The 25,038-nt window shown below is 54.2% G+C and carries 23 protein-coding genes; 15 read left to right on the top strand and 8 right to left on the bottom strand.

Features of this window, described 5'->3' with window-relative positions; genetic code table 11:
• The first annotated feature begins 141 nt into the window (after positions 1-141).
• Positions 142-1,803: a C4-dicarboxylic acid transporter DauA gene (dauA, locus tag TU92_RS13375; RefSeq protein WP_112167712.1), complete on the top strand. Its 1,662-nt coding sequence runs from the start codon at positions 142-144 to the stop codon at positions 1,801-1,803.
• An 82-nt stretch (positions 1,804-1,885) separates the two neighbouring features.
• On the opposite strand, the gene kdsA is transcribed toward dauA, so the two are convergent.
• The 6 genes from kdsA to hemA all read right to left on the bottom strand — a co-directional run bounded on the left by kdsA (position 1,886) and on the right by hemA (position 7,289).
• Positions 1,886-2,740, bottom strand: a complete 855-nt coding sequence (kdsA, locus tag TU92_RS13370) for a 3-deoxy-8-phosphooctulonate synthase (RefSeq protein ID WP_112167711.1) — start codon at positions 2,738-2,740, stop codon at positions 1,886-1,888.
• A gap of 94 nt (positions 2,741-2,834) precedes the next feature.
• Complete coding sequence (gene sirB1 / locus TU92_RS13365) at positions 2,835-3,644, bottom strand: invasion regulator SirB1 (RefSeq protein WP_112167710.1); 810 nt, start codon at positions 3,642-3,644, stop codon at positions 2,835-2,837.
• Positions 3,645-3,646: 2 nt separating this feature from the next.
• Positions 3,647-4,036, bottom strand: a complete 390-nt coding sequence (locus TU92_RS13360) for a SirB2 family protein (RefSeq protein ID WP_112167709.1) — start codon at positions 4,034-4,036, stop codon at positions 3,647-3,649.
• A gap of 44 nt (positions 4,037-4,080) precedes the next feature.
• Positions 4,081-4,911, bottom strand: coding sequence for a peptide chain release factor N(5)-glutamine methyltransferase (gene prmC, locus TU92_RS13355; protein ID WP_112167708.1), 831 nt, complete (start codon positions 4,909-4,911; stop codon positions 4,081-4,083).
• Positions 4,911-5,993: a peptide chain release factor 1 gene (gene prfA / locus TU92_RS13350; RefSeq protein WP_112167707.1), complete on the bottom strand. Its 1,083-nt coding sequence runs from the start codon at positions 5,991-5,993 to the stop codon at positions 4,911-4,913. Before prfA ends, prmC begins: the two co-directional genes overlap by 1 nt.
• Before the next feature lie 33 nt (positions 5,994-6,026).
• Positions 6,027-7,289 (bottom strand): glutamyl-tRNA reductase, encoded by a 1,263-nt coding sequence (gene hemA, locus TU92_RS13345; protein WP_112167706.1) that lies wholly within the window; start codon positions 7,287-7,289, stop codon positions 6,027-6,029.
• A gap of 408 nt (positions 7,290-7,697) precedes the next feature.
• On the opposite strand from hemA, the gene TU92_RS13340 reads away from it, so the two are divergent.
• From TU92_RS13340 to prs, 4 genes are all read left to right on the top strand, one after another.
• Complete coding sequence (locus TU92_RS13340; protein WP_167457504.1) at positions 7,698-8,399, top strand: YopT-type cysteine protease domain-containing protein; 702 nt, start codon at positions 7,698-7,700, stop codon at positions 8,397-8,399.
• 274 nt (positions 8,400-8,673) lie between these two features.
• The gene (lolB, locus tag TU92_RS13335) at positions 8,674-9,297 is read left to right on the top strand and encodes a lipoprotein insertase outer membrane protein LolB (protein WP_112167704.1); all 624 of its coding nucleotides are present in this window, start codon (positions 8,674-8,676) and stop codon (positions 9,295-9,297) included.
• A 1-nt stretch (position 9,298) separates the two neighbouring features.
• Positions 9,299-10,162: a 4-(cytidine 5'-diphospho)-2-C-methyl-D-erythritol kinase gene (gene ispE, locus TU92_RS13330; protein ID WP_112167703.1), complete on the top strand. Its 864-nt coding sequence runs from the start codon at positions 9,299-9,301 to the stop codon at positions 10,160-10,162.
• 307 nt (positions 10,163-10,469) lie between these two features.
• Complete coding sequence (prs, locus tag TU92_RS13325) at positions 10,470-11,417, top strand: ribose-phosphate diphosphokinase (protein WP_104921955.1); 948 nt, start codon at positions 10,470-10,472, stop codon at positions 11,415-11,417.
• Positions 11,418-11,535: 118 nt separating this feature from the next.
• On the opposite strand, the gene ychH is transcribed toward prs, so the two are convergent.
• Positions 11,536-11,808: a stress-induced protein YchH gene (ychH, locus tag TU92_RS13320; RefSeq protein ID WP_112167702.1), complete on the bottom strand. Its 273-nt coding sequence runs from the start codon at positions 11,806-11,808 to the stop codon at positions 11,536-11,538.
• A gap of 290 nt (positions 11,809-12,098) precedes the next feature.
• On the opposite strand from ychH, the gene pth reads away from it, so the two are divergent.
• The 7 genes from pth to fbpC all read left to right on the top strand — a co-directional run bounded on the left by pth (position 12,099) and on the right by fbpC (position 20,780).
• Positions 12,099-12,689, top strand: a complete 591-nt coding sequence (gene pth / locus TU92_RS13315; protein WP_112167701.1) for an aminoacyl-tRNA hydrolase — start codon at positions 12,099-12,101, stop codon at positions 12,687-12,689.
• 163 nt (positions 12,690-12,852) lie between these two features.
• A complete protein-coding gene (locus TU92_RS13310; protein WP_112167700.1) occupies positions 12,853-13,476 on the top strand; it encodes a response regulator transcription factor in 624 nt (207 codons plus the stop codon).
• Positions 13,476-15,005: an MASE1 domain-containing sensor histidine kinase gene (locus TU92_RS13305; RefSeq protein WP_112167699.1), complete on the top strand. Its 1,530-nt coding sequence runs from the start codon at positions 13,476-13,478 to the stop codon at positions 15,003-15,005. Before TU92_RS13310 ends, TU92_RS13305 begins: the two co-directional genes overlap by 1 nt.
• A gap of 89 nt (positions 15,006-15,094) precedes the next feature.
• A complete protein-coding gene (gene uhpC, locus TU92_RS13300; RefSeq protein WP_112167698.1) occupies positions 15,095-16,411 on the top strand; it encodes an MFS transporter family glucose-6-phosphate receptor UhpC in 1,317 nt (438 codons plus the stop codon).
• Between the two features lie 44 nt (positions 16,412-16,455).
• A complete protein-coding gene (locus TU92_RS13295) occupies positions 16,456-17,496 on the top strand; it encodes an ABC transporter substrate-binding protein (protein WP_112167697.1) in 1,041 nt (346 codons plus the stop codon).
• Between the two features lie 105 nt (positions 17,497-17,601).
• Positions 17,602-19,680 carry an ABC transporter permease gene (locus tag TU92_RS13290; protein ID WP_112167696.1) on the top strand — a complete coding sequence of 693 codons (2,079 nt, stop codon included), beginning with the start codon at positions 17,602-17,604 and terminating at the stop codon, positions 19,678-19,680.
• A 23-nt stretch (positions 19,681-19,703) separates the two neighbouring features.
• Positions 19,704-20,780: a ferric ABC transporter ATP-binding protein gene (gene fbpC / locus TU92_RS13285; RefSeq protein ID WP_112167814.1), complete on the top strand. Its 1,077-nt coding sequence runs from the start codon at positions 19,704-19,706 to the stop codon at positions 20,778-20,780.
• A gap of 54 nt (positions 20,781-20,834) precedes the next feature.
• Here fbpC and TU92_RS13280 read toward each other — a convergent pair whose 3' ends face one another.
• Complete coding sequence (locus TU92_RS13280; protein WP_112167695.1) at positions 20,835-22,316, bottom strand: SulP family inorganic anion transporter; 1,482 nt, start codon at positions 22,314-22,316, stop codon at positions 20,835-20,837.
• Between the two features lie 216 nt (positions 22,317-22,532).
• Here TU92_RS13280 and ychF point away from each other — a divergent pair, with 216 nt between their 5' ends.
• The 3 genes from ychF (at position 22,533) to TU92_RS13265 (ending at position 25,031) form a co-directional block, all read left to right on the top strand.
• Entirely contained in the window at positions 22,533-23,624 is a 1,092-nt protein-coding gene (gene ychF, locus TU92_RS13275; protein WP_112167694.1) for a redox-regulated ATPase YchF, read from the top strand.
• A gap of 184 nt (positions 23,625-23,808) precedes the next feature.
• Positions 23,809-24,156, top strand: coding sequence for an HNH nuclease YajD (gene yajD, locus TU92_RS13270; RefSeq protein ID WP_112167693.1), 348 nt, complete (start codon positions 23,809-23,811; stop codon positions 24,154-24,156).
• 236 nt (positions 24,157-24,392) lie between these two features.
• Positions 24,393-25,031: a nitroreductase family protein gene (locus TU92_RS13265; RefSeq protein WP_112167692.1), complete on the top strand. Its 639-nt coding sequence runs from the start codon at positions 24,393-24,395 to the stop codon at positions 25,029-25,031.
• Positions 25,032-25,038: the final 7 nt, after the last annotated feature.

Raw genomic sequence — 25,038 nt, 5'->3', positions numbered from 1 at the left:
CGCACAGGTTACAGGCCAGAGCCTTGCCACTCCTTGATTTACATCTAGATGACGTCGGGATGATCGGCGTAAGCTAGCGCTTTCGGGTAATGGATAACCCGTGTTCTTTTCAATCCTTTTTCGTCAGGTGGTTTACGCCGTATGAATACCTCAGGAAGTCGCCGTGTCAGGCTGTTCAGTGCTCTGATTGATGCCTGTTTCCATGAAAAATACTCTCTCCCACGTCTCCTCAAAGATGCCATTGCCGGTGTCACTGTGGGGATCATCGCGATCCCACTCGCCATGGCGCTGGCCATTGCCAGCGGTGTTCCGCCGCAATACGGGCTTTATACGTCAGCGATAGCAGGGATTGTGATCGCCATTTGCGGCGGCTCTCGCTTCAGCGTTTCCGGACCGACCGCCGCGTTTGTGGTGATCCTCTTCCCGGTCTCACAACAGTTTGGCCTCTCCGGTTTATTACTGGCGACGCTGATGTCCGGTTTCATTCTCCTGCTGATGGGGCTGGCGCGCTTTGGCCGTCTTATTGAATACATTCCGCTGCCGGTGACGCTCGGTTTCACCTCGGGGATTGCCATCACTATCGGTACCATGCAATTCAAAGACTTCTTCGGGCTGACAATGGCGACGGTGCCGGAGCACTATCTGAGTAAAGTCGCGGCGCTGGTGATGGCCATGCCGACGCTGGATTTCGGCGATGCGGCCATAGGTATCGTGACGCTCGGCGTGCTGATCTTCTGGCCGAAACTGGGGCTGCGCGTACCGGGGCATCTTCCGGCTTTGCTGGCGGGCTGCGCGGTGATGGCAATTTTCATGCAGGCCGGACATCCGGTCGCCACCATTGGTTCGCGTTTTCATTATCTTCTGCCTGATGGTTCACAGGGCAACGGCATTCCGGCGATCCTGCCGCAGTTCACGCTACCCTGGAATCAGGGCAGTGGCCTGAGCTGGTCGCTGGTACAGGCGTTATTACCGGCAGCCTTTTCGATGGCCATTCTTGGCGCGATTGAATCGCTGCTGTGCGCCGTGGTACTCGACGGAATGACCGGTAAAAAGCACCACTCGGACAGTGAACTGATCGGTCAGGGTATCGGTAATATCGTCAGCCCGTTCTTTGGGGGTATCACCGCGACGGCAGCCATTGCCCGCTCGGCGGCGAACGTCCGCGCGGGGGCAACTTCACCGGTTTCCGCCATCATTCACTCACTGCTGGTGATCCTCGCCCTGCTGGTGCTCGCGCCGTGGCTTTCCTGGCTGCCGCTGGCGGCGATGGCTGCATTGCTGCTGATGGTCGCGTGGAACATGAGCGAAGCCCATAAAGTGGTGGATTTGCTGCGCCGCGCACCAAAAGACGACATTTTGGTGATGCTGACCTGCATGAGCCTCACCGTGCTGTTCGACATGGTGATCGCTATCACCGCCGGTATTGTGATGGCCTCGCTGCTGTTTATGCGGCGTATCGCTAAACTCACCCGCCTGACGGAAGTCCCGGTCGAAACGCCGGACGATATGCTGGTCATGCGTATCAACGGCCCGCTGTTCTTCGCCGCCGCCGAACGTATCTTCAGCGAATTACAGTCACGCAGCTCAGGCAAGAAAGTGATCGTTTTACTGTGGGATCGCGTGGCGGTGCTGGATGCCGGTGGCGTGAATGCATTACGCAACTTCATCGACAACCTGACGGAAGGTACCGAAGTTCGCATCGCTGAAATTCTTTTCCAGCCGCTGAAAACCCTGGCCCGCGCCAGAATGCAGCCGATTGAAGGCAAACTCAGTTTCTACGGCAAGCTGGAGGAAGCACTTTAAGCGAATCCCGTAAATTAACCGAAGCCCGTAAACAACAAAGGCGACCACAGTGGTCGCCTTTGTTCATTCCGATACCGCCAGATTATTTGCTGGTATCGAGTGCCGGGAAGCTTTTCACCAGATCGTCGATGGCTTTCATCTGAACCAGGAAAGGTTCCAGTTTCTCTAAAGGCAGTGCGGACGGGCCGTCGCATTTCGCGTTAGCCGGATCTTCATGCGCTTCGATAAACAGACCGGCGATACCGACTGCCATACCCGCACGCGCCAGCTCAGCAACCTGGGCACGACGGCCGCCGGACGCTGCGCCAAACGGGTCGCGGGTTTGCAGGGCGTGGGTCACGTCGAAGATGACCGGATGACCGCCTGTGGCATTGATCATCACGTTCATGCCCAGCATGTCGACAACCAGATTGTCATAACCGAAGTTGCTGCCGCGATCGCACAGAATGACCTGATCGTTGCCGCCTTCTTTGAATTTATCGACGATGTTACCCATCTGACCAGGGCTGACGAACTGTGGTTTTTTCACGTTAATGACTGCGCCGGTTTTCGCCATCGCTTCCACTAAGTCAGTCTGACGCGCCAGAAACGCAGGCAGCTGGATAACGTCAACCACTTCAGAGACCGGCTGTGCCTGCCAGGATTCGTGAACGTCGGTGATGATTTTCACGCCGAAAGCCTGCTTCAGCTCCTGGAAAATCTTCATGCCTTCGTCGAGACCCGGACCACGGTAAGAATGAATCGATGAGCGGTTGGCTTTATCGAAAGACGCCTTGAAAACGTAAGGAATGCCCAGTTTCTGCGTCACGGTGACGTAGTGTTCGCACACGCGCATCGCCATTTCGCGCGATTCGAGTACGTTCATCCCACCGAACAACACAAACGGCAGATCGTTGGCGACGTTGATGTCCTGAATGCTAACCACTTTATGTTTCATGCTTTGGCCTTTTTAGTGATAAATCCTTCATCTGCGACCGCCTTCAGAGGCGCTTTTCGATACTCGTCAGATGATAACGTAAGGTAATAATAAATTAATGCAGCGTCACGTGCTTGTGTTCAATCGCATGGATCTGCACTTTGATCACTTCTGAAATCGGGTCTTCCGGGCACTGTTCAACAAAATAATTAAGATCTGACACCGCCACCTGATTGCAATCGAGCTGCACGTAAATCAGGCCACGATCGCGGATTTCGTACGGGTCTTCCGGATCAAACTGCAACACGGTTTCACTTGCCCGCAGCGCCAGTTCAAACTGTCTTTCTTCCATCAGCGCTGCTTTTAGCGTATCGAGCATTTTACGCACGATCACGGTGTTTTCCGCTTCTTCCAGATCGTCGTCTTCGATTTCTGCCGTGATGCCGAGATTGCCCTTTAGCCAGACGCTGAGCATATGCTCGTTAAGGGTGTCGCCGTTGATAGGATTGAGCAACCACATCTCTTCATCCAGCCAGTCTGCGCGCAGGATCAGCTGCGTGGGGAATATAACCGGCATCAGCGGTAAATCAAGTTCGTGCGCGATGTGCAGAAAAATCACACCCAGCGAGACCGGCGTGCCCTGCTTAGAGGCCAGCACTTTATCGATCCAGATAGCATCGGACAGGCGATACACACCGCCCGCGCCGCCGAATCCCCAGGTGCGATAAAACAGTTCAATCAGGACTTCGAGCTGCTGATCCTGATCGAGATCTTCAGGCACGGCGCGGCGCGCTTCATCAACCAGCAGTTGCAACTGTCGGCGGACATCTTCCGCATTGAAATCAAAGCGCACGGACTCTGTCACTTTGATCACTCCGGCACTGAGACGGGCAGTGTTAAATTCGAAATCAGCAAGGGTACTCATAGTTATCCCAATAGCAGCGGCATTTTCGTCAGCGCCAGTTTGAGAACCAGATAGAGACAAGCCAGGGCCAGAATAAAGGCCAGCCAGCGTGTTTTCTGGCTAACGGGGCGCTTGCTCAGGGCTACAAAACCTAACGCGATGTAGATAATAACGCCGAAAAGCTTTTCGGTCAGCCAGGTTCCCTGTGGGCTGAACGGATAAAAGTGTGTGATGAAGATAAGCGAGATACCGCTTAATAACAGCAACGTGTCCACCACGTGCGGCACGACCTTCACCCAGCGTTTCTGCATCATAGCAGAACCCGCCCATTTCCAGAAAAAACGTAAAACAAACAGCGTAATACTCAGCGTAATAGTGAGCAAATGCAGATTTTTTATCCAGACGTAGGTCATTGCCCGCTTCCTCGGATATTTCGAATTATTATAGGGTTAGATGGCTACACCCATTGCCCGAGCGTTACGCGATCGTTGTCGCCGTAATCTTTTACGGTCGATACCTGCTGATAACCGGCGTCACGCATCAGCGCCTGAACGTCATCCGCCTGCTGCCAGCCGTGTTCGAGTAACAGCCAGCCGCCCTGCTGAAGATACGCCGGTGCGTTGAGAATAATATGAGCCAGATCAGCCAGACCGGCATTATCGGCAACCAGCGCACTCGCCGGTTCAAAACGTACGTCACCCTGAGCCAGATGGGGATCGGCGGCGTCAATATACGGCGGATTACTGGCGATAAGCGCGAAGGTTTCACCGGCCACCGGTGTGAACCAGCTGCCTTGCAGGAAACGTGCGTTGGGGATGGCGAGCTTTTGCGCATTATGTTGCGCCAGGCTGACCGCTGCGGGTTGCAGATCAATACCTGTTATCTGGCAGTCCGGACGCTCGCTGGCAATCGCCAGAGCAATCGCACCGGTGCCGGTACCTAAATCCAGTACCCTAACTGGTTCTTGCGGCAAGCGTGCAAGCGCCTGTTCCACCAGACATTCCGTATCAGGGCGGGGAATCAGCGTGGCGGGGGAAACCGAGAGCGGTAGCGACCAGAATTCGCGCTCGCCGGTCAGATAGGCAACCGGCTCCCCCCGCTCGCGGCGCGCCAGCAGAGTCCCGAGCTGTTGAAGTTGCTCAGCCGAAAGTGCTGTTTCACCAAACGCCATTATGAAAGTTCTTGCCCGGCCAGTCACAAAGCCGAGCAAGATTTCCGCATCACGCTTCGGGCTTTCGCCCCCGGCCAGACGCGCGGTGGCGTCACGCAGCCAGTGCTGAAAATCCATTAGTCCTGCTCAGACAACGCAGCGAGCTGATCGGCCTGATATTCCTGCACGATCGGCTGGATAAGTGCATCCAGTTTGCCTTCCATCACTTCGTCCAGACGGTAAATCGTCAGGTTGATACGGTGATCGGTAACACGGCCCTGCGGGAAGTTATAGGTACGGTTACGGTCAGAACGGTCACCGGTGCCCAGCAGGTTCCGCCGCGTTGAAGCCTCTTCTGCATGGCGTTTAGCCACTTCGGCGGCACGGATACGCGCGCCCAGCACGGACAACGCTTTGGCTTTGTTTTTGTGCTGTGAACGCTCGTCCTGACATTCCACCACGATACCGGTGGGAATGTGCGTAATACGGATCGCGGAGTCGGTGGTGTTAACGTGCTGACCGCCCGCCCCGGAAGAACGGAAGGTATCAATGCGCAAATCACCGGCGTTGATTTCCGGCATTTCGGCTTCAGGGATTTCTGGCATTACCGCCACGGTGCAGGCGGACGTATGAATACGCCCCTGAGATTCGGTTTCAGGCACGCGCTGAACGCGGTGTCCGCCCGACTCAAATTTGAACTGGCCGTAAGCGCCCTCGCCGATCACTTTGGCAATCACTTCTTTATAACCACCGTGTTCGCCTTCGCTGGCGCTCACGATTTCCACGCGCCAGCGACGCATTTCAGCGTAACGGCTGTACATGCGGAATAAATCACCGGCAAAAATCGCCGCTTCATCGCCACCGGTTCCGGCACGGATTTCAAGGAAACAGCCGCGCTCGTCATCAGGATCTTTCGGCAACAGGAGAAGCTGTAATTTTTCTTCGAGCTCTTCGATGGTGGCTTTGCAGTCTTTGATTTCGTCCTGCGCCATTTCGCGCATCTCGGGATCGTCGAGCATCATTTCGGCGGTTTCTAAATCTTCCTGAGCCTGACGCCAGGCCAGAAAACACTCAGAAACGGCGGTTAACTGGGAGTACTCGCGGGAAAGACCGCGAAATTTGTCCTGATCGGCAATAACGCTGGCGTCGCCGAGCATCGCCTGCACTTCTTCGTGGCGCTCTTGTAACGCTTCCAGTTTGGCAACAATAGAAGGCTTCATGCGTGGTGTTTAACCCTGTGAGAAAAGGAGGAACTATTGCTGACCCAGCCCGAGGCTGTCGCGTAAAATTTGCAAACGCTCCACATCACCGTCGCTGGCTGCCTGTTGCAGAGAACGGGTTGGCGCGTGAATAAGGCGGTTTGTCAATTTGTGGGCTAATTCATGGATCACCGCCTGGACGTCAGCGCCCTGCGCAATCGCTGCGATGGCTTTGGCTTCTGCGTCGGCGCGAATAATATCAGCACGCGAGCGATAATCACGAATAATTTCAACGGCTCCCTGCGAACGCAGCCAGGCCATGAAGTTGGAGCTCTCCTGCTCAACGATAGTTTCTGCCTGGATAGCGGCAGCTTTGCGTTGGGCAAGATTGTTTTGAATGATGCTGTGCAGGTCATCAACGCTATACAGATAGGCGTTGGCCAGTTTGCCGACTTCGGGCTCGATATCGCGCGGAACGGCAATATCCACCATCAGCATTGGCTGGTTACGGCGGGCTTTCAATGCGCGTTCCACCATGCCTTTACCGATAATCGGCAGCGGGCTGGCGGTCGAACTAATAATGATGTCAGCTTCGGCCAGACGGGAATCGATATCTTGCAGGCTGATGACTTCCGCATTGACTTCAGTTGCCAGCGCCTGCGCACGTTCGCGGGTACGGTTGGCAATCATCATATGGCGGACGTTATGCTGATGCAGATGGCGCGCGACCAGCTCGATGGTTTCACCCGCACCGACCAGCAACACGCTCACTTCTGAAAGGGATTCGAAAATCTGACGCGCCAGCGTACAGGCGGCAAACGCAACAGAAACGGCACTGGCACCAATATCAGTTTCAGTACGCACACGTTTTGCGACGGAGAAGGACTTCTGGAACAGACGCTCCAGTTCACCGGAAACCGCTTGGCCATTTTGAGATTCGGCAAAGGCCTTTTTGACCTGCCCGAGAATTTGCGGCTCGCCAAGCACCAGTGAATCGAGCCCGCTGGCGACGCGCATCAGATGGCTGACAGCTTCATTCCCGTGATGCCAGTACAAGCTTTTGCGCACTTCATCTTCGCTAAGATGATGATAGTCGCACAACCATTTCACCAGTTGGTCCTGCAGATTGCCTTGCTGTTCGACGCTGAGGTACAGCTCAGTGCGGTTGCACGTAGACAACACCACGCCGCCCTGCACCAGCGGTTGCTGGAGCAGACTGGAGAGCGCCTGATCGAGTGTCTCGGGTGAAAAGGTTACCCGTTCCCGCAGAGACACCGGGGCCGTTTTGTGGTTGATACCTAATGCAAGCAGGGTCATATAGGGAGCGGTTATCGGTTTATACTTTATAATAGTATGGGTTTACGTCTGCTGCGCATTCTACAAGATGCGCGAGATCAATAAAAGGCGTACAGCATCATCGGTTAAATCCTGATGTGGATTTGGTTCTGCTTTTCTGATCTTTGCGTTTGCAGCACCCTGCCAGAAGAATCCCAGCGACGAACGGGGCAGAAATGTAAAAAAACCAGTTATCTCATTGATTTTTATTTCTGACCTTTTACCCACAACAAAAATAAACTTTCTCCATTACAAGAAAGACATTAATTATCAACACTCAATATGTAGAGTTATTAAATATATCATGTAGATCGTTTCAGCTGCTACTTACCTTGCCCCATGGCAATATTCTTTTCATTATCCCATACAAGAGAAAAAAGAAGAGCAAGCATGTCAAAAATAATGTCATTCAATCAAGAGGGCTATATTTCAGGTCATAAAAAATTAAAAAAACACGATGATGGGTGTTGTTTTTCTCTGGCTCTCGCATGGTTATATGCAACAAGTAAATATAAAATGAGTGGAGATTACTTTGAGAAAAACAAAGTACAATCGAGAGTAACACGCTGGCAAAAGTGGCATGTGAAAGAACTGAAAAAGTCTCTTCTCTCGCAAACGGACAATCTCTATTTTGACGATAATGACAAGCTGATTCTCAGTTCTGGCAGTGCTTTCGCTAAAAATAACATACGACTCTACAATACGGTCATTGCTGAACAAGTTAAGAAGTGGGGGCATAAACGCAATCTTAATTTAGCCAGTTCTAAAACAAATTTTTTCACCGGAAACATTGATAGCGCATTCACTACATCCCTTTTTAAGGAGGCGATAGGTTCTCAAACTGCCCCCTTATATGGACTCATTATTATTAATGGCGTATTGGGTGTACATGCGATGGGCTATTCCCTGACCAACGACCTTGACGCCATTCGTTTCTTTGATTCAAATAAAGGTGAATTTACATTTCAAAGAAAAAATGAATTTTCAGATTTCATTAATGAATATATGAGTGCCGTGTACCCCAGACTGGGTGATAGCTGGCTTGTACTGAAAATGAATAAAACAGATAAGAAACATTTTTTTTCATTTTAAGATCATAAATATTATTTCACGTCACCCTGACCTTGAAACAAGGTCAGGGTGACGTCCTTTAGCCCTTCGATTACCCCCCCGCGTAGAGAGTATCCCCCTCAGCATTGTCCCAAAACAGGTGTATCACCGATCATCAGCACAGGGTTGAGAACACCCGATGCGTTGGCTGTGCTAAACTAGCGCACGCCGAATTTGTCCTGGCACCTTTTGGTTTATCGAGTCATTTTGTTAACCAAAACAACATTTCGCCATCGCACAAAGGATTTAATCTGTTATGCCAATGCGTAAAACCCATTTTGTTCGCCTTCTCCCTCTTGCAAGCTTAGTGCTTGCCGCGTGTTCTTTTAATACGCCCAAAGGCCCGGCGACCAGCCCGACGTCTGCGCAATGGCGTGAACACGAAGCTCAGGTCAAACAGCTTGACCACTATCAGACCCGCGGCTCTTTTGCTTATCTTTCTGATAAACAGAAAGTCTATGCCCGCTTTTTCTGGCAACAATATTCCCGCGACAGCTACCGTTTACTGCTGACTAACCCGCTCGGCAGCACCGAAATGGAGCTAAAAGTACAAAGCGGCGTGGCGCAGTTGACCAATAATGAAGGCAAGCATTACACCAGCGACAATCCAGACGACATGATCCAGAAGCTGACCGGTATGTCGATCCCGCTGGATAATCTGCGTTTGTGGATGCTCGGCCTGCCGGGTGATGGCACCGATTTCACCCTCGACAGCCAGTACCGCCTGTCTCAGGTCAAGTTCACGCAGAACGGCAAACCGGGCACCGTGGTTTATCAAAGCTACGACGACGATGCCAAACCTTCCCTGCCGCAGCGTCTGGAAATGACGCAGGGCGAACAACGCATCAAGCTGAAAATGGATAACTGGACGCTTAACTGAGATGACGCAGCAATTGTGGCCGTCTCCGGCTAAACTCAATTTGTTCCTCTATATCACCGGGCAGCGCCCGAACGGCTATCACGACTTGCAGACGCTGTTTCAGTTTGTGGATTACGGCGACAGCCTGAGTTTTACCGTACGTGATGACAGCGCGATCGTGCTGACCACGCCAACGGACGGCGTGGCGGATGACGAGAATCTGGTTATCCGCGCCGCGCGTCTGTTGCAGTCACACGCGGGCGTCTCTCTGGGTGCGGAGATTTCTCTGCAAAAACGTATCCCGATGGGCGGCGGTCTGGGTGGCGGTTCGTCCAACGCAGCGACCGTGCTCATCGCGCTCAATACGTTATGGAATTGTGGCTATTCTGATACCGAATTGGCGCAGCTGGGTATCCGCCTCGGTGCCGATGTGCCTGTTTTTGTGACAGGTCATGCGGCCTTTGCTGAAGGCGTCGGCGAGATTTTGCACCCGGTAGAACCGCCGGAAAAATGGTTTCTGATTGCCCACCCCGGCGTGAGTATTCCGACCCCGGTGATTTTCGGCGATCCTGAACTGACCAGAAATACACCAAAACGCACTGTTAATGTGCTTTTGAACACGCCTTACGCAAATGATTGCGAACCGATTGCGAGAAAACGATTTTACGAGGTTGAACAGCTACTTTCTTGGCTGTTAGAATACGCGCCGTCAAGACTGACTGGGACAGGGGCTTGTGTGTTTGCCGAATTCGACACCGAATCTGCTGCCCGTCACGTTTTAGACAAAGCCCCATCGTGGATGCGGGGTTTTGTCGCGAAAGGCGTTAACATCTCGCCCTTGCACCGTTTTCGTGAAACCTGGTTGAGGGATGCGGGCAAAGCGTAGAGCGTCACAGTCGTTTTGTGTCTGTTCTTTGCCAGCTACTTGCTACAACTTATTCACACCGAGTTTTGTTTTAAGATTCAAGATTTATTACCCTAAATAATTCGAGTTGCAGGAAGGCGGCAATCGAATGACTCCCAACGAGCTTGCTCATGTAAGTGATTTGGGTGAATGAGAGCAGCCAACGCATCTGCGGCTCGAAGTATGACGGGTAAGTTTTTTCTCGTGAGCATAATGCTTTGGTACCGCTCACCGCCCGGTGGTGCCAAAAGCCAATGTCTTCCCTGGACGCAAGCCTGAGGTTCTTCTCGTGCCTGATATGAAGCTTTTTGCTGGTAACGCCACCCCGGAACTAGCACAACGTATTGCCAACCGTTTATACACCAGCCTTGGTGACGCCGCCGTCAGTCGTTTCAGTGACGGTGAAGTAAGTGTGCAAATCAACGAAAATGTACGTGGCGGAGATATTTTCATTATCCAGTCCACCTGCGCGCCTACTAACGATAACCTGATGGAACTGGTCGTGATGGTTGATGCCTTACGCCGCGCATCCGCCGGTCGTATCACCGCCGTTATTCCTTACTTCGGCTACGCACGTCAGGATCGCCGGGTTCGTTCAGCCCGTGTCCCTATCACCGCGAAAGTGGTGGCTGATTTCCTCTCCAGCGTTGGCGTTGACCGCGTTCTGACCGTGGATCTCCACGCAGAGCAAATTCAGGGCTTCTTCGATGTCCCTGTAGACAACGTATTCGGCAGCCCAATCCTGCTCGAAGACATGCTGCAACAGAACCTGGAAAACCCAATCGTGGTTTCTCCGGACATCGGTGGCGTTGTCCGCGCCCGTGCCGTCGCTAAACTGCTCAACGATACCGACATGGCCATCATTGATAAACGTCGCCCACGCGCAAACGTTTCTCAGGTGATGCACATCATCGGTGACGTCGCTGGCCGTGATTGCGTTCTGGTTGATGACATGATTGATACCGGTGGCACGCTGTGTAAAGCGGCTGAAGCACTGAAAGAACGCGGTGCAAAACGCGTATTCGCCTATGCAACTCACCCGATCTTCTCCGGCAATGCAGTGGAAAACATCCGTAACTCCGTCATCGACGAAGTGATCGTATGCGACACCATCCCGCTCTCCGCTGAAATTCGTGCGCTGAAGAAAGTCCGTACCCTGACGCTGTCAGGTATGCTGGCCGAGGCTATCCGCCGCATCAGTAACGAAGAATCCATTTCTGCGATGTTCGAGCATTAATCATCACGCCCCTGTTTTCAGGGGCGTTTTGTTTTAAATGTTTTGATTCATCAGAAATGCAAAAAACCGTTGTGGCGTGAGCGACAACGGTTTTTTTATGTCCAGCCTTCAGGCTACATCAGGAATGGCGATGAGACTTACTGCAACGTGAGTCGTAATGACGTACCCACCAGTAGCGATCTGCTACACGTTCGCGTCCACCGACTCTCGCACCGGCCAGCCATAAAATCGCACCGATAAAGATGCTGCCAATCGCGCCGTGCGCCAGGAACTGCGGCAGTCCGAGCTCAGGTAGTTGATTTAAAATGGAATAACCAACGCCACCGACCATTGTGAGCAAACCGAGACCCATCAGGGCATTGCCCAGTCTTGTTGCGGTTTTACGTTTCATATGTCACCTCCAGATAGCGTTCATTTAGCATCATTGCTGTCTTGTCTTTTCCTGCCTTAACTATAGACGTCCCAACCGGTTCACTTTGCGGCAACGATCACATTCAACGAACAATGAGTGACAAAACTTTACGTTTTCCAGACATATACGTTCGCAGGGTGAATAGTTATCTGTTGGCATTATTCATTTTCGACGCTATCAGTGGTTTTTCCCCCGCCCTTTATTTGGCATGGCACTGACAGGCAGGTAAACTGTGCGCCTAAACCTCACCAGATAAAGAAGCGAAAACCGTGAGCAGCATTAAATTAATTGTCGGGCTGGCCAATCCCGGTGCCGAATATGCCCAAACCCGTCACAATGCGGGTGCCTGGTATGTCGACCTCCTCGCCCGTCAGCACAATCAGCAGTTGAAAGAAGAAAGTAAGTTTTTCGGTTATACAGCACGGCTGTCTCTGGCCGGTGAGGACGTTCGTCTGCTGGTGCCGACCACCTTTATGAACCTCAGCGGTAAAGCAGTGCTGGCGATGGCACAGTTCTATCGCATTGAACCGGAAGAAATTCTGGTCGCCCACGACGAGCTGGATATTCCTCCGGGGTTGGCGAAAATCAAACTCGGCGGCGGTAACGGCGGCCACAATGGTCTGAAAGATATTCAGAGCAAATTCGGCAATAACCCGAACTTTTACCGCCTGCGGATCGGCATCGGTCATCCGGGCGATAAGAGCAAAGTGGTGGGATTCGTACTGGGTAAACCACCGGCCAATGAGCAAAAGCTGATTGATGATGCGATCGATGAAGCGCTGCGCTGCACGGAGCTGTTGATGAAAGAAGGCCTGGAAAAAACTATGCGCCGCCTGCATAGCTTCAAAGCCGAGCTGTAACGCTTTCTGACAGGGCGCGGAGAGTCTTCGCGCCCTTTTCTTCCCGCCGCCCCCTGCCGTAACTAAAATTCCGTTACCTGCCCTGCAATTCCTGAGCTCCTTGTTGCCAATCGCAACTATTCATGAGCATTATGCGAATCTCATTTACATTCAGTTACGCCTAATGATTAACGTTGCTTTGATTGATGACCACGTGGTGGTCCGTTCCGGTTTTGCCCAGCTGCTCGGCCTTGAGCCCGATATTCAGATTGTCGGTCAGTACGCCTCGGCGGCGAACGCGTGGTCGTCGCTGCTGAAAATGAACATTGACGTGGCGGTGATGGATATCGCCATGCCCGACGAAAGCGGACTAAGTCTGCTTTCGCGCATACGCCATCAGCGGCCTGATTTTCGTGCCATTATTCTGAGTATTTACGACACCACGGCCTTCGTGCAAAGCGCGCTGGACGCCGGTGCCGGCGGCTATCTCACCAAGCGTTGCGGTCCTGAAGAACTGGTGCAGGCAGTGCGCACGGTTCACGCCGGTGGCCGTTATCTCTGCTCAGATGCCCTGCTGGCGCTGCGCCAAAGCCAGCAAACGCCGAAAGCGCTTCAGGCGCTGACGCCGCGCGAACGCGAGATTTTCGACTTACTGGTCAACGGGCTGAGCGTAAAGGCCATCGCCGAACAGCTCGAACTCAGCCATAAAACCGTTCACGTCCACCGTGCCAATATCCTCGGAAAACTCCAGTGCGAAACCACTATCGAACTGGTGCATTTCGCCATCCAGCATAACCTGCTCGCCTGATGCGCAGATTTGGCCTGACGCTGTTTCTCGCCATTTTTTACAGCCTGTGCTGGCTGGCGCTGTGGTCGATCAGTTTTTACCTCACGCAAAACGGTCAGCAGGCGATGTTGCTTCTGCCGCAGGGCTTACGCCTGGCGCTGATGACGCTGCTTTCGCGCCGTTACTGGCCGGCGATGCTGGCGTCGGAGCTCGGCATTGCCGTCTGGCTGCACAGTGAACAGTTGCAGACGCACTGGATTATTTTGCTTTCGCCTTTCCTCAGCCTGATCCCCGCCGCACTGGTGCAGCATTTCTGGCGACGATTTACCCTCTACTGGCAACGGCTTCTACTTTTGCTCGGTGCCGTGGCAGGCAACAGCCTGTTACAGATGGCTATGCCAGGCCTGTGGCTGAGTTCGCCGCTGAGCCAGACGCTGCTCGCCTCGTTCACCGGCGGTATTCTGCTGACGCCTTTCATCTATCTGATTTACGAATACCTCAAGCAGCAACATCTGCAAAACCTGCTGGCGCAGGAGATCCCCGATCCACCGCTGCGCACCTCGTTACTGATCTGGTGCTCGCTGTTCTTCGCCCTCGCCGTCTGTCTGCAAATGACGCTGGCACCCGAAGTGGAAAGGCTGCTGATCATTCTGGTATTCCTGCCTAACGTGGTGATGGCCTATGCCTTTGGCTGGCAAGGCGGCGTGCTGGCGGCGATACTGGGCAGCCTGATGATCACCGTCACGCGCCAGATGAGTGGCGCGTTTCACGATCTGCTGGAGCTGGAACTGTTTCTCTCGACGCAGGCGCTGCTCGGCATCGGACTTGGGATCGCCATCAGCCGTCAGCAACAGCTGGCATCGCATCTCAATCGCTACCGGTTGCAGCTGGAGCAGGAACTCCACACCCGACGCCAGCTGACCGAACGGCTGGTGCATACCGAAGAAGCCGTTCGCAAGGAAATTGCCCGCGAGCTGCACGATGAAATCGGCCAGAACATCACGGCGATACAGATCCAGGCGATGCTGGTCGACCGCAGCCCGCACGGTGAGGCCACGCACGCGGCCGCAAAGCAGATCGGCGAACTTTCCCAGCGTATTCACCACACCACGCGGCAACTGTTGCGCCAGCTCCGCCCGCCGGTGCTGGATGAAATGGCGCTCGATAAAGCCCTGCATCATCTGGCCAGTGAATTTGCCTTCGCGCAGCAGGGCATCGATTTTCAGCTGGATTACCGGCTGCCGGGCGTGCCTACCGACGATACTCTGATCTTCACGCTCTACCGGCTGGTGCAGGAGTTGCTCAACAACATCAACAAGCATGCCGGAGCCACCGAGGTACGTGTCAGCCTGACCGAACAACACCCTATGCTGGTACTGGACGTCTGCGACAACGGCATCGGCTTCACTCAGCCAGTGCAGGAAGGTTTCGGGCTGCGCGGAATTGAAGAACGGGTCCGGGCGCTCGGCGGCGAATGGGTGCTCAGCCAGCAGGCGGGTACGCGCATAATTGTTAAGTTGCCCACAAATTTGCAAAGAACACCGCCCTGACTAGGAATAATTCCTAGTCATCTAAAACCTTGTCTCATCCGCCCGACAAAACACCCGCCTACACTCGCCTCAATACGTTGGAGAACACCATGACCGCAACGCCGTTATCCGCCACTGATGTGGATAAAAACTACCGTTACTGGCGCGTGCATTTATTGCTGTCAATGGTTATCGGTTACGCCGCGTTCTATCTCACCCGTCGGAGCGTGACCTTCGCAATGCCGGTGATGCAGCTGGAACTGGGGCTGACCAAAGGGGATATCGGCCTGCTCGGCACGCTGTTTTATCTGGCCTACGGCGGCTCAAAATTTATCTCAGGGATCTACAGCGACCGTACCGGAGCCCGCTGGTTTATGGGCGTCGGGTTACTGATGACCGGCGTGCTGAATATCCTGTTCGCCTTCTGCCATTCGCTGACTGCACTGCTGATTGTGTGGACGCTGAACGGATTTTTTCAGGGCTGGGGATGGCCGCCGTGCGCCAGATTGCTGACGCACTGGTATTCACGCAATGAACGCGGGTTCTGGTGGGGCTGCTGGAATACGTCGATCAACATTGGCAGTGCGGCGGTTCCGCTGCTGTCAGGATTACTGGCGGCCACCTGGGGCTGGCAGGCGGCGTTGCTGGTACCGGGTGCGGTGGGCATTGTTCTCGGATTGTGGTTGTGTCGCCAGCTATGCGGCACACCGCAGCAGGAAGGCTTACCGACCGTAGGCGAATGGCGGCGTGATCCGCTGGAGCTCCGCCAGGAACAGCAAAGCCCGCCAATGGGCATGATGCAGATTTTGCGCGAGACGATTTTGCAGAACCGCACCCTCTGGCTGCTCGGCGTCTCATACGTGCTGGTGTACCTGATCCGCATCGCGCTCAACGACTGGGGCAATATCTGGCTGGCGGAGAACCACGGCGTCAATTTGCTCAGTGCAAACGCGACACTGTCACTTTTCGAACTCGGCGGCTTGCTTGGCGCGTTGTTCGCCGGCTGGGGCTCTGACCTGCTGTTTCGCGGGCAGCGCGCACCGATGATTTTATTGTTTTCTCTGGGGCTGTTTCTGACCGTCACCGCTCTGTGGCTGGCGCCGGTGCATCACTTCGGGCTGCTGGCGCTGAGTTTCTTCAGCATCGGATTTTTTGTTTTCGGCCCGCAAATGCTGATAGGTCTTGCGGCCACGGAATATTCACATAAAGACGCGGCGGGCACGGTGACCGGATTCCTCGGCCTGTTCGCCTACCTCGGCGCGGCGCTGGCCGGGTGGCCACTGGCAGTGGTGATGCAACACTACGGCTGGTGGGGATTTTTTGCCGTACTGACGATGGCTTCGGCATGCGTCGGGCTGCTGCTGATGCCCATGATGATGGCCGGGATCAGCAAACGCGAATTACAGTCCGCTCCGCCGGACAACTGACAAGGTTCTCTGTCCTGCAACATAACAAGAAAAAGGTAAACACCATGAAATCTAAACTCACCTACTCCCTCCTCGCCGCGGCCATTGCCATGACCGCATTCACCGGTGCCGCCCAGGCCAAAGGCCGCCTGGTGGTGTATTGCTCCGCCACCAACGCCATGTGTGAAGAAGAAACCAAAGCCTTTGGCGAAAAGTATGACGTCAAAACCTCCTTTATCCGCAACGGCTCCGGCAGCACGCTGGCGAAAGTAGAAGCGGAGAAGAAAAACCCGCAGGCTGACGTTTGGTATGGCGGCACCTTAGATCCGCAGTCGCAGGCGGGTGAGATGGATCTGTTGCAGGCATACATTTCCCCCAACCTTGCGCAAATCATGCCGAATTTCAAGGATCCGGCCAAGCGTAAAGGTAACTACTCCTCCGCCGTATATATCGGCATTCTGGGCGTCGGCGTCAACACCAACCGCCTGAAAGAGAAAAACCTGCCCGAACCGAAATGCTGGAAGGATCTGACCAACCCTGTCTACAAGGGCGAGATTCAGATTGCCGATCCGCAGAGTTCCGGCACCGCCTACACCGCGCTGGCCACCTTTGCGCAGCTGTGGGGCGAAGATCAGGCTTTCGATTACCTGAAAAAGCTCAACACCAACATTTCCCAATACACCAAATCCGGCATCGCCCCGGCCCGTAATGCTGCACGTGGCGAAACCGCCATCGGCATCGGTTTCCTGCATGATTACGCTCAGGAAAAAGAGAGCGGCGCACCGCTGAAACTGATCTCCCCTTGCGAAGGTTCCGGCTATGAAATCGGCGGCGTTAGTATCCTGAAAGGCGCACGCAATCTGGATAATGCCAAACTGTTTGTCGACTGGGCGCTGTCCAAAGAGGCACAAGAACTGGCGTGGAAGAAAGGCCAGTCCTATCAGATCCTGACCAACACCACCGCAGAAACCTCCCCGAACTCGCTGAAAATGAGCGACCTGAAACTGATCAATTACGATATGGACAAGTACGGCGCGTCCGATATGCGTAAAGAACTGATCACCAAATGGGTCAACGAAGTGAAGATGGGCAAAGAGACACAATAAAAGCCCACGTAACACATTGATAGGATTCAGCCCCCTCCCCGGCTACGGGGAGGGGCAAAAAATTATTTATCGCCAACACCTTTTCTCTCTTAATAAGGGGACGTTATGTCTCATTCTTTAACGCTGCCTGACACCCGACGCCGCGACCCGGTTTTCGGCTGGCTGGGGCTGATTCTGGCGGCCTTTGTGCTGCTGCCGTCGTGGAGCCTGGACTACGGTCTGCTCGAATCCACGTCGGATGAAATCCTTGCCGCCTACGGCTGGTCCGGGCTGAACCTCAGCCTGCTGTGGCTGATCTTGCCGATGGCACTGCTGTTCCGCCCGCGTTACGCACAGCGGCTGGAAGCCCGTCGCCGTCATCAGTTTGATGCCGCCTGGTCGGTGTTCTGCGCGCTGTTTATGATTGTCAGCGCCACCTTGATTGGGCGCGGGCTGGGCTACGGCAGCATTTTGATGTTTATTGCGCTGGGCGCGATTTGCTCGCTGGCGCTTTCACGACTTGAATGGCTGGGCGGCGACCGCTTCGTACTCGGCTCGCTCATCTGCATTATCGCGCTGATCGCCGTCTTCATCATTTATCCGAGCATTGCGATTTTCATTCCGATGTTCACCAACGACACCGGTGATTTCGCGCCGCTGGCATTTATGGCAGTGCTTGGCCAGTCGCATATTTTGCAGGTGATTTGGAACTCGTTCCTGCTCTCGGTGGCCGTCGGTATCGGCTGTACTTTCTTCGGGCTGGTGCTGGCCATTTACACCACGCGTATCGCCAAACGGTCAGCGGTGATTGGCCGTATCTTCTCGATTCTGCCGATCGTCACCCCGCCGTTTATCGTTGGCCTCGGCGTGACGCTGATGATGGGCCGCTCCGGTTATCTCACCGAATTCATGGCGGACTGGTTCGGGCTGACCAACACTAACTGGCTGTATGGATTTACCGGCATCTGGCTGGCGCAGGTTCTGGCGTTCACGCCGATGGCGTTTATGATCCTCGACGGCGCAATCAAAACCATTCATCCTTCGCTGGAAGAAGCGTCGTACACCCTGCGCGCCAGCCGCTGGCAGACCTTCCACCGCGTGTTTTTGCCGCTGCTCAAACCGGCACTGGCCAACGCTTTTCTCATCGTCATTGTCCAGTCGCTGGCGGATTTCAGTAACCCGCTGGTGCTCGGTGGCAACTTCGACGTGCTCGCCACGCAGATTTATTTCTACATCACCGGCGCGCAGCTGGATTATCAGGCTGCCAGTACGCTCGGCGTGATCCTGCTGGTGTTTTCCTTGCTGGTGTTCTGCGTGCAGTACATGTGGATCGGCAAACGTTCCTACGTCACCATTTCCGGTAAAACGTCACGCGGCGACGTTCAGCCGCTGCCGGTGACGCTGGTGTGGGGCGTCACCGCACTGCTGGCGGTGTGGGTGGCATTCAACGCCCTGCTTTACGGCAGCATTTTCTACGGCAGCTTCACCGTCAACTGGGGCGTGGATTACACGCTGACCTTCGCCAACTTCACCAAATTGTTTGGTCAGGGCTTCTCAGATGGCGCATGGCCGTCGCTGCTCGACACCCTGCTGTATGCGGGAATCGCCGCGCCGATCACCGCGCTGTTTGGCCTGCTGATTGCCTACATCGTGGTACGCCAGCAGTTCCGCGGCAAAAAAACCATTGAGTTCAGTACCATGCTGTGCTTCGCGGTGCCGGGCACGGTCGCCGGGATCTCCTACATTCTGGCCTTTAACAGTGCGCCGGTTTACCTGACCGGCACTGCGGCAATTGTCATAATTTCGATGGTGATGCGTAACGTGCCGGTGGGTATCCGCGCCGGTATCGCCGGGCTCGGACAGCTGGATAAATCGCTGGATGAAGCCTCGCTCAGCCTGCGTGCCGGATCGATGCGCACGGTGATGTACATCCTGCTGCCGCTGCTGCGACCGGCCATTCTCTCGGCGCTGATTTACAGCTTCGTGCGCGCTATCACTACCGTCAGCGCCATCGTGTTTCTGGTCACGCCGGATACCCGCGTCGCCACTGCCTACATCCTCAACCGCGTGGAAGACGGCGAATACGGCGTGGCGATTGCTTACGGTTCGATCCTCATCGTCGTCATGCTGGCGATCATTTTCATCTTTGACTATCTGGTTGGCGAAGCGCGTATTTCCCGCTCAAAAGCCAAAACCGGCCAATAATTCTGGAGTGCTTTGACATGACCATGACCACTGAACACCCGGTTAAACCGGCACCGGCACAAGCCACGCAAAGTTTTGTTGAACTGAAAAACGTCGCCAAACGTTTCGGCACCAATACCGTACTGGAAGGCCTGAATCTGGCGATCCCAAAAGGTAAAATGGTCACCCTGCTTGGCCCGTCCGGCTGCGGTAAAACCACGGTTTTACGCATGGTCGCCGGGTTGGAAAAACCGTCTGAAGGCCGCATTTTCATCGACGGCGAAGATGTCACCGACCGTTCCATTCAGCAGCGTGATATCTGCATGGTGTTTCAGTCCTACGCCCTATTCCCGCATATGTCGCTTGGGGAAAACATTGGTTACGGCCTGAAAATGCTCGGACGCCCGAAGGCCGAGATCCGCGACCGCGTGCGTGAGGCCTTGTCGCTGGTCGATCTGGACGGGTTTGAAGACCGCTACGTCGATCAGATTTCTGGCGGCCAGCAGCAGCGCGTGGCGCTTGCCCGTGCGCTGATCCTCAAGCCAAAAGTGTTGCTGTTCGACGAACCGCTGAGCAACCTCGATGCCAACCTGCGCCGCAGCATGCGCGAAAAAATCCGCGAGCTGCAACAGCAGTTCAACATCACCTCTTTGTACGTGACGCACGATCAGAGCGAAGCCTTTGCGGTCTCCGACACGGTGCTGGTGATGAACAAGGGCAAAATCATGCAGATTGGCGCACCGCAGGAGCTTTACCGCCAGCCAGCCTCGCGCTTTATGGCGAGTTTTATGGGCGATGCCAACGTCTTCCCGGCGGATTTGCACCGCGACACGGTGGAAATTTTCGGCTACCACATCCCGAAACCCGCGGCGTTCGCGCCGGGAATGCAGCAATGTACGGTCGGCGTACGCCCGGAAGCGATCACCCTCGGGCTACAGGGTGAAGACAGCCAGCGCTGTGTGATCACCCATGTCGCCTATATGGGGCCGCAGTATGAAGTGACGGTGGACTGGCACGGGCAATCGCTGCTGTTGCAGGTCAACGCCACGCAACTGCAACCAACCGCAGGCGATAATTTCTTCCTGCAAATCCACCCATACGGGATGTTTGTTCTGGTGTAATGACCGATTGACACAATGAAAAAAGGTGCCGTTTTATGCGGCACCTTTTGCATTTCAGAGGGTATCTTCAGCGACGTAATACTCAGGGTCATCCAGTTCATGCGAACAGAACGGGCCGGCTTTTTTCAGCAGGCTCACGCAGTCGTTGCTCAGATGCCGCAGCCGGATGGTTTTACCGGCCTCAAGATAGCGCGCCGTCAGCTTATCAATCGCCTCAACGCCGCTCGAATCCATCACCCTCGTACCGGCAAAATCCAGCACCACGTTTTGCGGATCGTTTTTCGGCTCAAACAGCTCCGAGAACGACGCCGCCGAACCAAAGAACAACGGCCCTTCCAGCTTATACACCGTCAGGTCGCCCTTGGTTTTGTGCTCACGAATGCGGATCCGCGCCTGCTGCCAGGCAAAAACCAGCGCCGAGATAATTACGCCGCTTATCACCGCGACCGCCAGATCGGTGAATATAGTGATCACCGTGACAATCACCATCACCAGCGCATCGGCTTTCGGCATACGACGAAAACGACGCAGCGAGCTCCATTCGAAGGTGTTGTAGCAAACCACCAGCATGATCCCCGCCAGTGCCGCCACCGGCAGCAAACCGATGTAACCGGACAGACTTACCACGAACAGGATCAGTAAAATCGCGCCGACGATGCCGGAAATACGCCCGCGCCCGCCAGAGGTGAAATTGATGATCGACTGACCAATCATCGCGCAACCGGCGAAGCAGCCGAACAGCCCGCAAATCGTATTGCCCGCGCCCTGCGCGATGCTTTCACGGTTACCGTTGCCTTTATGGCCGCCCATTTCATCGAGCACCGTCATGGTCAGCAGCGATTCAATCAGGCCGACCAGCGCGATCACCACCGCATAAGGCAGCACAACTTTCAGCATTTCCAGACTAAATGGCACTACCGGCAAACTGAAGTGCGGCAATGCACCGGAGATATCCGCCAGATCGCCGACCCGCAGCGTGTGCAGGTTAAAACCAATCGCCACCGCCGACACTACAATCAGCGCCGCCAGAGAAGCGGGAATAATTTTGGTCAGTTTCGGGAACAGCACGACGACGGCAATTGCCAGCAGCACCAGCCCGTACATCAGCGGACCCTGCCCGGCGATCATATGCAACTGCGCCAGCATAATCACAATCGCCAGCCCGTTCACAAATCCGTGAACCGCTGGCAGAGGCACCAGCCGGATAAACTTCCCGAGCCGGAACACGCCGATCAAAATCTGAATCACACCGGCGAAAATCGTCGCCCACAGCACATATCCCATGCCGTGCTGAGCCGCCAGACTCATCAGAACCACAACAATAGACCCCGCCGCGCCGGAGACCATTCCCGGTTTTCCGCCAAACAGCGCCGTCACCAGCCCGATAATAAACGCCGTGTGCAGCCCGACAATAGGCGACAGTCCGGCCACCAGCGAGAACCCGACCGCTTCCGGGATCATCGACACCGCCACCACAAATCCCGCCAGCGTTTCATTCTTCACTTCCGACAACTTCAGACCACGCGGGCTAAACATAAAACATCCGGTTCATTTCCAGTCAGTTAAAAAATTGTGACAAGTATCTAAAAATGAGCAAAGCGAGGCAAGGTTTAATCCATGACGTTTTGCCCACCACATCACAAGCGGTTCGAGAAAAATCACTATTCCGTGTATAATGCGGCGTAATATGGTCATTACATCAGGCAATTAACTTTAATTACCTGATAACTAAGATATTAAGGTGAGAAAAACATGGGATTCAAATGCGGTATCGTCGGCCTGCCGAACGTCGGTAAATCCACTCTGTTCAATGCGCTGACCAAAGCGGGTATCGAAGCAGCAAACTTCCCGTTCTGCACCATCGAACCTAACACCGGCGTCGTGCCAATGCCCGATCCGCGTCTCGACCAGCTGGCCGAGATTGTAAAACCACAGCGTATCCTGCCAACTACCATGGAATTCGTGGATATCGCCGGTCTGGTAAAAGGCGCATCCAAAGGTGAAGGCCTGGGCAACCAGTTCCTGACCAACATCCGCGAAACCGAAGCCATCGGCCACGTTGTGCGCTGTTTCGAGAACGACAACATCATTCACGTAAACAACAAAGTGGATCCGGCTGATGACATCGACGTTATCAACACCGAACTGGCGCTGTCCGACCTCGACACCTGCGAACGCGCGATCCATCGCGTACAGAAGAAAGCCAAAGGCGGCGACAAAGATGCGAAAGCCGAACTGGCTGCGCTGGAAAAATGTCTGCCACAGCTTTCCGAAGCAGGCATGCTTCGCGCGCTGGATCTGACCGAAGAAGACAAAGCGGCCATCCGCTACCTGAGCTTCCTGACGCTGAAACCCACCATGTACATCGCCAACGTTAACGAAGACGGTTTCGAGAACAACCCGTACCTCGACATCGTGCGTAAAATCGCCGAAGCCGAAGGTTCCGTCGTCGTTGCCGTCTGTGCCGCCGTGGAATCTGACATCGCCGAACTCGATGACGCTGACCGCGAAGAATTCATGCAGGAACTGGGCTTAGAAGAGCCGGGCCTGAACCGCGTGATCCGCGCCGGTTATGAGCTGCTGAACCTGCAAACTTACTTCACCGCTGGCGTGAAAGAAGTCCGCGCATGGACCATCCCTGTCGGCGCCACCGCGCCACAAGCAGCGGGTAAAATCCACACCGACTTCGAGAAAGGCTTCATCCGCGCACAAACCATCGCGTTCGAAGACTTCATCACCTACAAAGGTGAGCAAGGCGCGAAAGAAGCCGGCAAAATGCGTTCAGAAGGCAAAGAGTACGTTGTGAAAGATGGCGACGTGATGAACTTCCTGTTTAATGTCTAAGTTAAGATTCGCTTCATACAGACCTGAATGTTGATTAAAAATCCACGCCACGGCGTGGATTTTTCTTTTTACCGCGCCGCAAAAAGTCCCTCTCTGCCCCCTCTTTCATTTCTCCTTCGGCCCCATTACGGGATATATTGGTTCACTTTCGTAAAATTATCACTTTGTAACAGGTAACATCGTCATGGCATTGATCCCAAAAAACTATACGCGTCTGGAAAGCGGCTATCGTGAAAAAGCGCTCAAAATCTATCCATGGGTATGCGGACGCTGCACGCGGGAATTTGTTTATTCCAATCTGCGCGAATTAACGGTTCACCATATCGATCACGACCATACCAATAATCCGGAAGATGGCAGTAACTGGGAGTTATTGTGTCTGTATTGTCATGACCATGAGCACTCGAAGTACACCGAAGCCGATCTTTACGGCTCAACGGTTGTGGCGGGAGAAGACGCGCAAAACGATGTTGATGCAGCAACCTATAATCCGTTTGCCGATTTAAAATCGATGCTCAATAAGAAGAAATAAGTGAAGAAAGAGAAATGCAACGTCGGTGATGTTGCATTTCAGACCACCAAAAGCGTTTCATTATAGGGAAAGTCTTTAGGCTGCGGCTGCCATGGGGGAGCCGGGACGCGCACAGTGCAGGGCTCAAATTCACAAAACCTCCCCCCAAAGATCATGCGATCATCCCCCGCTATTGATAAAAATGATCCCCAAAAGGCAAGCGCACCGCTTCACACTTACTCCTTCAGGAAAACAAGATGACGACCTTAAACGAAAGACTGGCATGGCGTTACGCGACCAAAAAATTTGATGCAACGAAAACCGTGTCAGCTGAAAAACTCGAACGTATCGTAGAAGCCGTGCGTCTCGCACCGACGTCGAGCGGGCTCCAGCCGTTCGAACTCTTTGTAGTAACCAATCCTGACGTCCGCGCAAAAATCAGAACAGTGTCCTGGGATCAGGCGCAGGTGACCGACTGTTCACACCTGCTGGTCTTTGCTGCATGGGACGACATCACGGCTGACCGCGTCAATATGATGTTTGATCTGACCAACGACGTGCGTGGTTTTAAAAACGAAGGCTGGGAAAACTATCGTCAGATGCTGTTGGGTATCGTCGCCGATCGCGGAACCGAAGCAAATTATCAGGCCGCTGCCCGTCAGGCGTATATCGGCCTTGGCGCCGCGCTGATTGCAGCAGCGTTCGAAGAAGTGGATGCCACACCAATGGAAGGTTTTGATCCGGCGGCGGTGGATGAAATCCTCGATTTGAAATCGAAGAACTTACGCAGCGTGGTGATGCTCCCGCTGGGTTATCGCGCCACCGAAGGTGACTGGCTGGTAAACCTGAAGAAAGTACGTCGCAGCCGCGAAAACTTTGTGACTGAAATTAAATAAACCGGAT

Source organism: Rahnella inusitata, from assembly GCF_003263515.1.
In the GTDB taxonomy this organism is placed as follows: Bacteria; Pseudomonadota; Gammaproteobacteria; order Enterobacterales; family Enterobacteriaceae; genus Rahnella; species Rahnella inusitata.
This window is presented reverse-complemented; position numbering and strand designations above follow the sequence as displayed.

Excerpts from the sequence above, each read along its gene's own strand:
- dauA (WP_112167712.1), top strand. The coding sequence starts at position 142 with ATGAATACCTCAGGAAGTCGCCGTGTCAGGCTGTTCAGTGCTCTGATT.
- kdsA (WP_112167711.1), bottom strand. The coding sequence starts at position 2,740 with ATGAAACATAAAGTGGTTAGCATTCAGGACATCAACGTCGCCAACGAT.
- sirB1 (WP_112167710.1), bottom strand. The coding sequence starts at position 3,644 with ATGAGTACCCTTGCTGATTTCGAATTTAACACTGCCCGTCTCAGTGCC.
- TU92_RS13360 (WP_112167709.1), bottom strand. The coding sequence starts at position 4,036 with ATGACCTACGTCTGGATAAAAAATCTGCATTTGCTCACTATTACGCTG.
- prmC (WP_112167708.1), bottom strand. The coding sequence starts at position 4,911 with ATGGATTTTCAGCACTGGCTGCGTGACGCCACCGCGCGTCTGGCCGGG.
- prfA (WP_112167707.1), bottom strand. The coding sequence starts at position 5,993 with ATGAAGCCTTCTATTGTTGCCAAACTGGAAGCGTTACAAGAGCGCCAC.
- hemA (WP_112167706.1), bottom strand. The coding sequence starts at position 7,289 with ATGACCCTGCTTGCATTAGGTATCAACCACAAAACGGCCCCGGTGTCT.
- TU92_RS13340 (WP_167457504.1), top strand. The coding sequence starts at position 7,698 with ATGTCAAAAATAATGTCATTCAATCAAGAGGGCTATATTTCAGGTCAT.
- lolB (WP_112167704.1), top strand. The coding sequence starts at position 8,674 with ATGCCAATGCGTAAAACCCATTTTGTTCGCCTTCTCCCTCTTGCAAGC.
- ispE (WP_112167703.1), top strand. The coding sequence starts at position 9,299 with ATGACGCAGCAATTGTGGCCGTCTCCGGCTAAACTCAATTTGTTCCTC.
- ychH (WP_112167702.1), bottom strand. The coding sequence starts at position 11,808 with ATGAAACGTAAAACCGCAACAAGACTGGGCAATGCCCTGATGGGTCTC.
- TU92_RS13310 (WP_112167700.1), top strand. The coding sequence starts at position 12,853 with ATGATTAACGTTGCTTTGATTGATGACCACGTGGTGGTCCGTTCCGGT.
- TU92_RS13305 (WP_112167699.1), top strand. The coding sequence starts at position 13,476 with ATGCGCAGATTTGGCCTGACGCTGTTTCTCGCCATTTTTTACAGCCTG.
- uhpC (WP_112167698.1), top strand. The coding sequence starts at position 15,095 with ATGACCGCAACGCCGTTATCCGCCACTGATGTGGATAAAAACTACCGT.
- TU92_RS13295 (WP_112167697.1), top strand. The coding sequence starts at position 16,456 with ATGAAATCTAAACTCACCTACTCCCTCCTCGCCGCGGCCATTGCCATG.
- TU92_RS13290 (WP_112167696.1), top strand. The coding sequence starts at position 17,602 with ATGTCTCATTCTTTAACGCTGCCTGACACCCGACGCCGCGACCCGGTT.
- fbpC (WP_112167814.1), top strand. The coding sequence starts at position 19,704 with ATGACCACTGAACACCCGGTTAAACCGGCACCGGCACAAGCCACGCAA.
- TU92_RS13280 (WP_112167695.1), bottom strand. The coding sequence starts at position 22,316 with ATGTTTAGCCCGCGTGGTCTGAAGTTGTCGGAAGTGAAGAATGAAACG.
- ychF (WP_112167694.1), top strand. The coding sequence starts at position 22,533 with ATGGGATTCAAATGCGGTATCGTCGGCCTGCCGAACGTCGGTAAATCC.
- yajD (WP_112167693.1), top strand. The coding sequence starts at position 23,809 with ATGGCATTGATCCCAAAAAACTATACGCGTCTGGAAAGCGGCTATCGT.
- TU92_RS13265 (WP_112167692.1), top strand. The coding sequence starts at position 24,393 with ATGACGACCTTAAACGAAAGACTGGCATGGCGTTACGCGACCAAAAAA.